Below are 12,247 nucleotides of genomic sequence, written 5' to 3' on the forward strand. Positions count from 1 at the left end.
GTCTGCACGTGGGATGCGCGATGTGGACCCACCGGTCGTGGCCGGGTCACTCGCTGCCGTCCGGAGAGCGCCTGCGGCACTACGCGAGCTGGTGCGACGCCGTCGAGGGAAACACGACGTTCTACGCGACGCCGGCTCGGGACACCGTGACGTCCTGGGCGGCGCAGACCGATCCCCGCTTCCGGTTCGTCCTCAAACTCCCCAAGGTCGTCACGCACGAACGCCGGCTCACCGACGTCGGCGACCCGCTGCGCGCCTTTCTGGACGCGATCGAGCCCCTCGGTCCCCGCGCCCACGCGCTCTGGATCCAGTTGCCGGGGTCGTTCTCGCCCGCCGACGTGCCCGCCCTCGACCGGTTCCTCGGCCAGCTCCCGCGCTCCCACCGGTACGCCGTGGAGGTGCGCCACCCGGCGTTCTTCACCGACCCGCACGCGATCCGGCGGCTCGAGGAGACCCTCACCGCCGCCTCGGCCGAATGGATCCCCTTCGACACCACCGCGTTCTTCGCCAGTCCGCCGACCAGCGACGCGGAACGCGACGCCTGGACCAAGAAGCCACGGGTGCCGCTGCGGTCGGTCGCGCTGACCGACCGCCCGATCGTCCGTTACCTGGGCCGCGACGACAGCGCCCGGACGGTGCAGGGATGGCAGCGCTGGGTCGAGGTCGCCGCCGACTGGCTGCGCGAGGGTCGCTCCCCCACCGTGTTCATCCACACGCCGGACAACGCCGACGCGCCGGCACTCGCCCGCCGCTTCCACGACGAGGTACGGGCGCGCGTGCCGGGGCTCGACGCACTGCCCGAACCGATACCTGTCGAACCACTCACCCTCTTCTGACGCGTACGCCCGCGGTCACGCCTCCCGGTCGAGCAGGGCGTCGAGGTGATGGGCCGTGCTGATCAGCGAGAGGTGACTGAACGCCTGCGGGAAGTTGCCGATCTGTTCACCGGTGGGCGCGATCTCCTCCGAGTAGAGCCCCAGCGGCGTGCTGTACGTCAGCATCTTCTCGAACGTCAGCCGGGCGTCGTCGAGCCGACCGGACTGGGCGAGGGCCTGGACGTACCAGAAGGTGCACATGCTGAAGGTGCCCTCGGAGCCGGCGAGCCCGTCGGGCGAGGCCTTCGGGTCGTAGCGGTAGACGAGGCTGTCCGAGACCAGCTCGTTGTCGATCGCCCGCAACGTCGACAGCCACATCGGATCGTTCGGCGCGATGAAGCCCACCCCGGGCATCGCGAGCAGCGAGGCGTCGGTGATGTCGGTGCGGTAGTGCTGCACGAAGGCCTGTCGTTCCGGATGGAATCCCCGAGCGACGACCTGCTCGTAGACGGCGTTGCGTTCGTCCGCCCAGCGGGTGATGCTCGCGGGACGCCCACGTGCGTGGGCGATGCGGATCGCGCGGTCGAACGCGAGCCAGCACATCATCCGCCCGTAGGTGAAGTCCTGCCGCCCGGAGCGGGTCTCCCAGATGCCGTCCTCGGGCTGGTTCCAGTTGTCGCAGAGCCAGTCCAGCAGGCCGGCCGTCTTGCGCCACCCGTCGTACGACGTCATCAGCCCGCTCTGGTCGGCGAGATGCAGCGAGTTGAGCGCCTCGCCGTAGATGTCCAGTTGCACCTGGCCCGCCGCGCCGTTGCCGATCCGTACCGGCGCCGAGCGGCGGTACCCCTCCAGGTGGCCCAACACCTCCTCGGACAGGTCCGGCGAGCCGTCGACGCGGTACATGATCTGCAGAGGCGAGTCGCCGTCGTGGGCGTCCCGGATGCGCGCTTCGAGCCAGGACAGGTACGTCTGGGCCTCCTCGGTGAAACCGATGCTGAGCAGCGCGTGCACCGAGAACGAGGCGTCGCGGATCCAGGTGTAGCGGTAGTCCCAGTTCCGTGGCCCGCCGATCTGCTCCGGCAACCCCGCCGTCGGGGCGGCGACCAGGGCGCCCGTCGGGGCGTACGTCATGAGCTTGAGCGTCATCGCCGACCTGTCGACCATCTCCCGCCAGCGACCGGTGTAGGACGAACGGGCGACCCACCGACGCCAGTAGTCCCTGGTCTCGGCGAGCAGTTCGCACGCCTCGGCGGTGCTGACGGCCCGGGGTGCGTGTGGGCAGGCCGTCTCCAGGACGACGCCACCGATGTCGCCCGCGTGCAGCACGTTGGAAAAGCAGACGCCCTCGGCGTCGCGCTGGATCGTCCGCCTGTCGACGAGGCCCTCCGCGTTCATGAAGGGGGTCATGGTGAGAGAGAGGGTCGAGCTGCGGAAGACGTCGCCCTCCGGGTGGACCTCCAGCTCGTACGGATCTCGCGCGTAGTTGAACCGCGGCCGGCAGTCGAAGCGGAAGCGCATGGTCCCCCGGACCATCCGCACCAGCCGGATCAACCGGTGCCGGTCGGTGGCCTGCTCGCCCGTGACGGGCATGAAGTCCAACAGCTCCCCGACCCCGTCGGCGCTGTGGAAACGGGTGATCAGGATCGGTGTGCCGGGTAGGTAGAGCTGTTTGCTCGAATACTCGACACCGTCGGGGGACAGCTGGAAATGGCCACCTTTTCGACGGTCCAGCAGGGCGGCGAAGATGCTCGGCGAGTCGAAGCGCGGCGCGCAGAACCAGTCGATCGTGCCGTCCTTGCTGATCAGCGCGGCGGTCTGCAGGTCACCGATCAGGCCGTGCTCCTCCACACCCGGGTACGTCGTCTCCACGTTGGCTCCCGCCGTTCGTCGGACTGACGGCGGCGACTACCCGGCATACCGCGCGCTACACGGCTGGCCGTCTCCGTGTCGGGAGACGAAGCTGTCGGTGCTCGCCGATAGCGTGACCACCGGACGACATCGACGAGAGGACACCAGGTGAGCCTGCGCGGATTCGCCACCCTGAACATCTGGGCGGACGACGTGGCGGCGGCCACTGACTGGTACGCCCGATTCCTGGGCCAGGAGGCCTACTTCTCGCGGCCCGGTCCGGACGGGCGTCCCGCCTACACGGAGTTCCGCGTCGGCGACTACCAGGCGGAGCTGGGCATCATCGACCGCAGGTACGCGCCAGCCGGCTCGGCGACCGGCCCCGGCGGCGCTGTCATGCACTGGCACGTGGACGACCTCGACGCCACCGTGGACCGACTCCTCGCGATGGGCGCCACGGAATACCAGCCGATCACGTCGCACGGGGACGCCGGGTTCGTCACCGCGGCGGTGGTGGACCCTTTCGGCAACGTGCTGGGCGTCATGACCAACCCGCACTACCTCGACGTTCTCGCGTCCTTCAGGTCGGCCTGACCTGAACGTGCCCGGCTTCCCCGTACGCCACCGCACAGCACTGATGGTCCCGATTGCGGGAAGAGCGACGCGGGGGCACCCGCCGTCGGCCAGGACGGCAGGTGCCCCCGCGATCGGGGCGGAGATCAGCTCAGCGAGCCGACCCCTCCGGGCTGTACGACGCCGTTGACGGTGAGCTGGTACGGCGCGTACTGCGTCACCTGCTCGGTCGGCTCGTCGTACGCCACCACGGCGACGACCTTGGGGAACGCGTCCAGCACGGCCAACTGCACCTTGCCGATCGTGACCTCGGACTTGCCGTTGGACTCGAACTGCCAGGCGATCGAGTGCTTCTCGTCGATGCCGATGAGCCGCAGGTTCCAGTTCTTGACTTGGGTCGGCCGGATCTCGGTGGGTGAGTCGAACGGCGTCAGGCTGGCGCCGTCACTTAGCGTCTTCCCGCCGAGGGTGATGTCGTCGAGCAGCAGGCCGCCCTCGTTGACGCCGCCGTCGCTGACGTAGCGGAAGCCGAGCAGCACGGTCTTGCCGGCGTACGCCGACAGGTCGTACGAGCGTGCCTCGAATCCGTCGGTCGTGCCGTTGAGCGCCGGCCCCAGCGGGCCCTCGACCGTGTGGTCGCCGGGGATCGCCGTGTACGTGGCGCCGCCGTCGGTCGAGACGGTCACGTAGCCGTAGTCGAAGCCGAGCTCCGCGCCGTACTTGGCGAGGAACCGCAGCGTCGGGTCCGCGGTCGGGACCTCGACGGAGGTGACCGCCGCCGAGTCGAGGCTGTTGGCGTTGCCGGAGAACAGCACGGCGTTGCCCGGACGGTCCGGGTCCGAAGTGGTGCTCGTCCACGCCAGTGGGAGCGCCGGCAGGGTCTTCGCGCCCTGGAACTTCACCGAACGCAGATCCCGACCGCTGAGCACCTTGCCCTTCGCGGCGCCGAGTTGCACGTAGTCGGCGCCGTTCGGCGCGACACCCGGCGTGCCGTTGGCCGCCGCGCTTGCGAGGTTGACGGTGGAGCGCAGGCTCGGCGTGGTGACCCGGCTCTTGGCGACGCCGAGGGTGATGCCCAGCTTCGACTCGCCGACGAGCTTGTCCAGCAGGGTCATCGACTGGAAGTCATGGACGACCTGGTAGACGTCGTGCACGCCGACGGTCTCCAGCTCGGCGTCGAGACTGGCGATGCCCTGCCGCTCGCCGTCGCGGTGCAGCCGGGACATGAAGGCCGCGCCGTAGCGGTCGTACAGGAACATCATCATCGAGTACGCGCTGCCGTAGTCGGCGAGCACCGCGTTCGGGTCGGGACTCTCGTCCCACAGGGTCAGGGAGTTCTCCGGCCCGCCGCACTCGCGCGGGTTGGTGTTGTACGGCGTCTGGACGGTGCCGAAACCCTGGTAGCAGTAGAGGTGGCTGTCCGCTCCCCGGTCGAAGACGGTGGCCTTCGAGTTGCTGTAACCGGTCAGCGACATGGCGAAGTCGGAGAGACCCTCGTTGATCCAGTTACCCTCGAACGGGTCGGTGTAGTAGTGCGCGAGGTGCTGCCACTCGTGGGCGAACGTGCCCTCGTAGCTGTTCGGCCGCGCGCCACGACTGGTGCACAGGTCGTCGGTGGGCTCGTCCGGCGGGTTCGCCGTCATCCGGTGCAGCCAGTCGAACGCGTCGACGGTCATCACGTTCCGGTCGAGCAGCTCGTTGAACTGCGCCGAGAAGAAGCCGGCGACGTAGGTCGGCGCGGCCGGGAACGTGTAGTAGTTGTCGTCGCGCACGTTGTCCACGAGGGTGACGGTCTTGTCGCCCGCACCCGTGTAGACACCGCCGTTGCCGTCGGCGTCCGGCCCGATCTGGGCGTTCGTGCCGTCGCGGTCCGGCGGGGTGCTGAAGGCGTTCGTCTCTTTCGGGTACATGTTGTTGTCGAACTCGTCGACGAGGTGCTGCACCTGCGTGTCGGTGATCTGCGTCGAGGACGGCACCTGGGCGCGGCAGTCGCCGGCCGGGAATGCCAGGTCGTTGGCGACCCAGACCTCGATGTGCTCACCGACGGCCCGCAGCGTGTACTCCTTGCGGTAGACGGTGCCCTCGACGTCGTCGAGGCCGAGCCACTGCCGGACCGTACCGACCGCCGGCGTCTCGACGGTCGCCTTCTGCGCCTGCCGGCGGGCCTGGGTGCGCGGCTGGTAGCGCGGCGGCGTCGCGATGGGCCGCCCGTCGAGCGTGAAGTCCTTGCGGGTGAGCTCACGCATGTCGCTCGGCTGGGCGGCCTTCGACGCGGCGGGTTCCGCCACTGCCGGTGACGCCGCGACGACGACGGAGAGGGCCGGTAGGACGAGGACGGCGGCGAGCGTCCCGGCGATGCGGGTGCGTGCCATGGAACCTCCTTCAGGGGGTCTGACCCGGTGCCCGTGACTCGGCCGGGATGCCAGCCGCTCACGCTGATCATTTGACCGACGACACGGTAGCCCGAGGCAACCATGTCTCTCGACTGATCATGGGAGCGATCCATGTCACCCCGCCGACCTATTCCCTCGGCGTCGCCCGCGTGCTGACCCGAGGCGACGCGGACCATCCCGGTTGCCGCCTGCCGGCAGGGCTTACGGCCTCAGCCGTCGTGGCGTCCGCTCACGTCGCCGGGCAGCCACCGCAGCGCGGCGTCGACAGTGTCCTGCGGGGTGCTGTTGAAGGCGATCGCCGCGCCGGGAGCGTGCTGCCGGACAAGGTTGACCACCCTCTCGAAGAGCGGGAGCAACGGCTCGTGCTTGCGGATGCCGCCGCCGACCACCACACAGGCGAAGTCCCTGCGGGTCAGCGCCTCGACGATCGCGGTCTCAGGGTCGTCGTCCGGCGCCACCAGGCACATGTCGGCCTCGACGCCGTGCTCCGCGAAACGGGCCTGACCGCGGGCTATCGCCGCGACCACCGGCTCCGGGTCCCAGCCCGGGATCCGTGCCGGATCAAGACCGATCACCAGTACGGGACCCAGCGCCATACGCACTCCTGTAGGACGGTCCACCCTCGCTCAGCACCGTCGATGCTGCCACAGGTGAGCACTCAACCTGCCGAATGGCGGGCGGCCACCGGTGGCCAACCGGGCTGCGCTACGGGAGCGGCACGTTCGGGAGCAGGTCGTCGTCGCGGCCGATCTGGGGCAGCCCGGCGGCGGTCGCGATGGCCTCGACGGCCTCGTCCAGTCCGGTGGTCTCGGGCAGGACGAGTTCGTCGGGCCAGCCCAGGACGTCGCGGGCGACGTACCAGCCGCTCATCTGCTCGGCGGTGAACTCCGTGGCCTGCGGGCGGGTGAGGTGCCGGCGCAGGGTCTCGGCCAGGGACACGTCGAGGTAGCAGAACAGCGACCGCCCTCGGTGGCCGTCCCGCAGCGAAGTCAGCATGCTGCGATACCGGCTGCTGTGCATGATGCCCTCCACCACAACGTGATACCCGTGGTCGAGGGCGAACCGAACGGTCTGCCCGATCAACGCCGGTGCCGCACCGCCGGGCCGGTCCCGTTCGCGCAGGACGATACGGCGCAGGTAGTCCTGCTCGACCAGGGCGCAGCCCCGGCCGTGCCGGCGTCGTAGCTCGCGGGCGATGCTGCTCTTGCCCGAGCCGGAGTTTCCCCGAACGCAGACGAGGACCGTATCCGGGCTGCCCGTGAGTTCGGCGAGCATGACGCTGGCCGACACCCGCCGCACCCGATCACGTTCGAGGTCGCCGGTGGACGCTCAGGGTCGGCGCTGCGGCAGGACGAGCAGCGTCACGGAGTTCGCCGGGTACGTCGCGCTGACGCCGCCCCGGGCCACCCGGAGATCCGCACCCCGGACGATCGAGGTGAGGTCGGCCGGGCTGTAGGTGAACCGCTGCGCCTTGTCGCCGCCGTGGAATCCGGCGAGCGCCAACCGTGAGGTCAGATCGCCGCCCGTCTTGTTGACCACCATCACGGTGAGCGCCTTGTCGGACGAGCGTTGCGCGGCGTAGACCGCGAGCTGCCCCTGATCGCCGCTGACCGCCGACACGCTCACGTCGCCGAACCTGCTCCCGGCTCCGTCGTAGTTCCGGTACATCCGGAACGCGTACGCGCCGGGGTCGGTCGGTTTGGGTTCGCCCCAGATGGTGGCCAGGTCCAGACCCTCGCGCCCGAAGATGCCGAGGACGTCGGCCTGTGCGAGGGCGCCGTTGATGTCGTCCAGCGCGCCCCAGTTGTATTCGGTGATGGCGACCTTGGTGCCGGGGTAGTACTGCGCGACCCATGCCTTCATCTGGCGGATGAACTGCAACGGCGGCGCGTTCACCCCGCCGGGGCCGATCCACGACTCGTCGACGTACGTCGGATCCCACAGGGACCGGGTGGACCGCAGCCGCAGCGCGTTGGAATCCGGGTCCTTGCCGCCACTGATCTGCGGGTAGTAGTGCTGATCGAAGTAGTCGAGGAAGCGCTTGCCGCCGTGGGCGTCGCTGAAGTCCTTCATGTTCTTCAGGTACCACTGGGACAGGTTGAGCCCGCCGTGCGCGGCCGCGTCGGCCCCCGGCGTGCACCCGTCCACGCCGGACGCCACCCATTCGCAGTAGCCCCAGCCGGAGGGGCCGAGCACCGCGGCGCGCGGGTCGGCGGCCTTGATGGCCGCGGCGGTCGCCGTGCCCTTGCCGCCCAGCTCGTCGTAGCTCACCGGGTCGGGATGCACGTCGCGGTGGGTGGAGTTCCACAGCACCGGCTCGTTGTCGAGTTCGTAGATCGACACGCCGCCGCGTGACGCCGGACCGAACTGGGTCACCAGATGCGAGACCATCTCGCCGGCGAACGACGCGTCGGCCGGGATCGAGGTGTCCGTAGGGTCCGCCCCGGTCAGGTTCGCGTCGGCGTGCCGGCCGTTGCCGCAGTTGGGGTCCCACTGGTCGAACGAGTCCTGCTCGGGAAAGCGGGTGGCCGGGAAGCCGCAGGCGAACGGGTGCGACGAGGGCGAGTCCTTCGCCACCCATCCGATCAACGGCACGGCGACCACCTGCTTGGTCCCGTGGTCCCGGTTTCGCTGGACGAACGCCTCGACCGTGTTGTCCGGCCCGGCCACGATGTTCTCGAAGTACCAGTCGCTGCCCGTGTTGTAGGTGTGGTTCTTGAAGTTGTAGCGGCTGGTCGCATTACCACCCCAGCGGGCCACCGGCGTGCCGAGTTCAGCGACGAGCGACGGGTCGCCGCCGTTCATGCCGTAGATGTCGGGGCTGATCTTGTGGCGGGCGGCGGCCACGTCCACGGCCAGGGTGAGGTCGGCGGCGGCCTCCGCCGGGCCGGCGACGGCCTGGGTGGTCAGCAGCCCCGCCACGAGAGATCCGGCCACACCGATCACCGTGGCCCGGCGCGGCTTGCGCCGTCGTTGCACACCCATCAGAAACTCCTGCCGCCGATCAGCCCGGGACGGACCGAACCCACGAACACATTACTTGTTGTCTATCTCAAGTCAATCGATTCGCGTCTATTGGTTTAGCGATGATCGTCGTGGGTGAGCAGCAGGAACGTCGCAAGGGCGGGATCGCGGACCCTGACCCGGACCTTTGCCACCGACGTACGCGAAAAAGGCCCCGACCCGGTGGGAACCACCAGATCGGGGCCTTGATCGTTGGTGCGCCGCCAGGGACTCGAACCCCGAACCCGCGGATTAAGAGTCCGCTGCTCTGCCAGTTGAGCTAGCGGCGCCCGCTGACAACGACGAGCACGCTAACACGCCTTCGAACCGGCCCTGCGACCCGTCCCCGGGGCCGGACGCGGTGCGTTCAGTGCGCGGGGTTCGGCGTGTGCGGCAGTTTGCCGAGTTGGCGCCAGTTCGTCTCCGCGACGTCGACGCCGTAGTGCTTGGCGGCGGCGAGGATGTTCTGGAACGCCAGGTCGCGCTCCTTGTCGGTGACACCCTGCACCTGATCGAAGCGAGCGACGGCATTACGGACGTGACTCGCGTCGGTCATCGGTTCCTTGCGCTTGTCGGGGAACGCGAAAACGCTCTCCGGCAGCTCACGCTTGTCCTTCTCCGACAGGCCGCCGTGCTTCTCGTGCGGCTTCCAGGTTGTCTTCATCACCCACCATTACCCACTTGTTGTCCGGTAGCACATGCTGGCCGGACGAGGTGTGGGCGGTGATGCGGACAGCCCGGGGCCGGGCCGTCATCGGCCCGGCCCCGGGTGCTGTCGGTCGGTCAGCTCCGCAGGCTCCACTGCTGGTTCGGGCCACCGTTGCACGACCAAAGGATGATCTTCGTGCCATTGGCGCTGGCGGCGCCGTTGGCATCCAGGCAGAGCCCGGACTGGCCGTTCGTGATCGTGCCGTTGGCGTTGACGTTCCACTGCTGGTTGAGCCCGCCGTGGCAGTCCCAGATGATGACCTGGGTGCCGTTGGCCGTGCCGGCCCCGGAAGCGTCCAGGCACTTGTTGCCGTACACCATCAGCTGCTTGCTGGCGGTGGCGGTCCACCGCTGGTTCGCGCCCCCGCCGCAGTCCCACAGCTGCACCTGGGTGCCGTTGGTGGTGGACGAGTTGGGGACCTCGACGCAACGGCCGGACTGGCCGCCCACGAGCTGCCCGCCCTGCTGGCTGCCGCCGCCGCTCTGCTGCCGGACGATCGACGTCGATTCGGCCGACCGGTTGCCCTGTGCGTCGACGACGTAGAGCCGGTACTCGCCCTGACTCGTCGGCACGGCGATCGACGTGGCGGTGCCGGAAGCCCTGGTCATCGTCGGCCCGGCGGTGAAGGTGGTCGTGCCGTACGGAGCCAGCCAGACCGACTTGGTGGCATCGCCGGTGCTCCGGATCGGGATCGACGCCGTGGTGCTGGTGACGAACGTGCTGGCCGGCAGCACGTAGTTGGGTGCGGAGAAGTTGCTCGCCGGGATGATGTCCCGGTAGGCGTCCTCCAGGCCGGAGTTGGCCGCGATGGTGTACGCCGCAGCCGGCCAGACGTAGTCGGAGGAGACGAGGATGTCGGCGACCGTGCTGTTCGGCAGGTTCTTGTTCGACACCTTGTTGATCGGACCGTAGATCTGCGTGATGCTCAGATCGTGCTTCCGACCGAAGTCGTCGGAATTGATCATCCAGGTGACGTTCTTGTCGATGCTCAGGACGTTGTCCCGGAAGGTGATGTACGCCGACCCCTCGTCCGGGTGCAGTCCGTACTTGTGGCCCGAGGGCACGCCCTGGAGGTAGTTGTTGGTGATCGTGGTCCCGGGCTGGCTGCCCAGGGTGTAGATCGGCGCCGTGTCGCTGAGGCGCTGGACCGTGTCGATGATGTGGTTGTAGCTGATGGTGTTGTTGCGCGCCGTCGTGGTCGGCCGGTTGGGCACGATCGAGCCCGACGACCCGTCGAAGTTCCACCAGCCCCAGCCCATCGTGATGCCCGACCAGGGGGCCTTCTCGATCCGGTTGCGCTGGATCGTGAGGGTGTCGACGAAGTACGCCGAGATGGGGCTGTGCCCGTTGAACAGGACGGCGCTGTCGTAGATGTAGTTGTTCTTGATCTCGATGTTCTTCGGCAGCCCCTCGACCTGCGGGAGGTACTTCTCCCGGTTGGTCGACGTGCCGTCTCCGATGTAGACGTGCTGCGGATGGCCGACGTCGATGGCGGAGCCGGCGATGTCGTTCGTGTAGTTGCCGATCAACTGCGAGTTCTGCACGTCGTTGACCATGCTGATGCCGTCGGCGCCGGTGTGCTGGATCCGGTTGCGTTGCAGGAGGATCCCGTCGGCGTTCTGCACCTGGACGATGCCGGGGGTGACGTCCACGTTGCGGTAGTAGTAGACGTGGAAGTTGCCCTTGGCGTACACCTGGGCGCCGAGGTTGCCCTGCTGCGCCTGCTTGAAGGACGAGCCGGCGACGTTGAACAGGTTCCAGTCGGAGTGCTGCACGGTCAGGCCGGAGAACGTGATGTTGCGCGCGTGGCTGCTCGTCGAGGTGCCGGCGACCCGCAGCAGGGTGGTGACGTTGTTCGGCGCGTAGACCGCGGCGGTCGACATGTTGTCGGCGCTGGCCTTGTAGTAGTAGACCGTCTTCGTGCCCTTGTCGAAGTAGAACTCACCGGGGGCGTCGAGGAACTCGTACGCGTTCATGAGTTTGTGGCTGCCGCCGACCTGGGCGTTGCCGTTGAACGCGCCCTGCGCGATGGCCGCGCCCGGCTGCTGGAATAGGGCGACCCGGTTCGCGCCGTCGGTGGTCACCTGGCGGACCCCCACGATGGCGGTGGTCCAGGTCGTGCCCGTCTCGATCTCGATGTCGTCCTGGTTGCGGGGGATGGCGGGGAAGTCGCTCTGGCTGTACTTCGCGCCGTCGCACTGCGAGCCCGACTCCCACGCCCAGGACGCCTGACCGGCGGTGACGTTGTACGTCCCGTAGCACCCCGCCGAACTGACGGTCTTGGTCGCCATCTGCGCCCGCTTGTCGTTGACGTAGAGCGTGCGCAGCTTGGTGCTGCGATCCAGCGGCGCCTTCCAGATGTTGCCGCTGTGCTGGGTCCATCCGGTCACCTGGACGCCGCCGTCGAGGATGGGGGTCTCGCCGGGATAGGCGGCGTAGCTGATCCGGTACCCGTTGGTGCCGGAGTCGCTGGCGCCGAACTCGATGGTGCTGGTGACCGGGTATCTGCCGCCGCGCAGGTACACGTTGATGTCGCCGGTCATGTTCGCGTTCACACTGCGGACGGCGTCGCGTGCGCGTTGCACCGTCTTGAACGGCGACTGGAGGGTCCCCGCGTTGCTGTCGTTCCCGTCCGGGGCGACGTAGTAGGTCTCCTGAACGGCGGCCGCGGCCGGGCGCTGCTGTGACATCACGGCGGGCACCGTGGCGGCGATGAGCATCGCCGCCGCGATCAATGCCGTTCGGGTGGTGGATGCGGCTGTTCTCACGTGCTGTCCTTCCTGGTCGTCGACGTGGTGCCTGAGGCGTGTATCGAGCGACGAGCAGGGAACAGCGACGCCACTTAGGACCGGCGGGGGCACCTGCCGCCCGGCCGCACTCTTTTGCCAATCGCTACGAACTCTCTC

9 protein-coding genes and 1 tRNA gene are annotated in these 12,247 nt (G+C 68.5%); 2 read left to right on the plus strand and 8 right to left on the minus strand.

All coding sequences use genetic code 11. The features are described 5' to 3' along the window. Positions 1 to 20: 20 nt before the first annotated feature. Positions 21 to 836 carry a DUF72 domain-containing protein gene (locus tag B0E54_RS01770; RefSeq protein WP_234581556.1) on the plus strand — a complete coding sequence of 272 codons (816 nt, stop codon included), beginning with the start codon at positions 21 to 23 and terminating at the stop codon, positions 834 to 836. Positions 837 to 851: 15 nt separating this feature from the next. Here the strand turns inward: B0E54_RS01770 and B0E54_RS01775 are convergent, their stop codons facing one another. Then, positions 852 to 2,684, minus strand: coding sequence for a glycoside hydrolase family 15 protein (locus B0E54_RS01775; RefSeq protein WP_234581384.1), 1,833 nt, complete (start codon positions 2,682 to 2,684; stop codon positions 852 to 854). A gap of 147 nt (positions 2,685 to 2,831) precedes the next feature. On the opposite strand from B0E54_RS01775, the gene B0E54_RS01780 reads away from it, so the two are divergent. Next, complete coding sequence (locus tag B0E54_RS01780; RefSeq protein WP_234581386.1) at positions 2,832 to 3,257, plus strand: VOC family protein; 426 nt, start codon at positions 2,832 to 2,834, stop codon at positions 3,255 to 3,257. A gap of 125 nt (positions 3,258 to 3,382) precedes the next feature. Here the strand turns inward: B0E54_RS01780 and B0E54_RS01785 are convergent, their stop codons facing one another. From B0E54_RS01785 to B0E54_RS01815, 7 genes are all read right to left on the minus strand, one after another. Next, entirely contained in the window at positions 3,383 to 5,608 is a 2,226-nt protein-coding gene (locus tag B0E54_RS01785; RefSeq protein WP_234581387.1) for an immune inhibitor A domain-containing protein, read from the minus strand. 230 nt (positions 5,609 to 5,838) lie between these two features. Further along, a complete protein-coding gene (locus B0E54_RS01790; RefSeq protein WP_234581388.1) occupies positions 5,839 to 6,225 on the minus strand; it encodes a hypothetical protein in 387 nt (128 codons plus the stop codon). Positions 6,226 to 6,334: 109 nt separating this feature from the next. Beyond that, positions 6,335 to 6,904 (minus strand): kinase, encoded by a 570-nt coding sequence (locus tag B0E54_RS01795; RefSeq protein WP_234581557.1) that lies wholly within the window; start codon positions 6,902 to 6,904, stop codon positions 6,335 to 6,337. Between the two features lie 54 nt (positions 6,905 to 6,958). Beyond that, positions 6,959 to 8,614, minus strand: a complete 1,656-nt coding sequence (locus B0E54_RS01800) for a glycoside hydrolase family 44 protein (RefSeq protein WP_234581389.1) — start codon at positions 8,612 to 8,614, stop codon at positions 6,959 to 6,961. 232 nt (positions 8,615 to 8,846) lie between these two features. Next, a tRNA-Lys gene (locus tag B0E54_RS01805) sits at positions 8,847 to 8,922 on the minus strand. 77 nt (positions 8,923 to 8,999) lie between these two features. Continuing rightward, positions 9,000 to 9,296 (minus strand): DUF6582 domain-containing protein, encoded by a 297-nt coding sequence (locus tag B0E54_RS01810; RefSeq protein WP_234581390.1) that lies wholly within the window; start codon positions 9,294 to 9,296, stop codon positions 9,000 to 9,002. Between the two features lie 119 nt (positions 9,297 to 9,415). Next, positions 9,416 to 12,109, minus strand: a complete 2,694-nt coding sequence (locus tag B0E54_RS01815) for an RICIN domain-containing protein (RefSeq protein WP_234581391.1) — start codon at positions 12,107 to 12,109, stop codon at positions 9,416 to 9,418. Positions 12,110 to 12,247: the final 138 nt, after the last annotated feature.

This window comes from Micromonospora sp. MH99 (genome assembly GCF_021442385.1).
Classification (GTDB): Bacteria; Actinomycetota; Actinomycetes; order Mycobacteriales; family Micromonosporaceae; genus Micromonospora.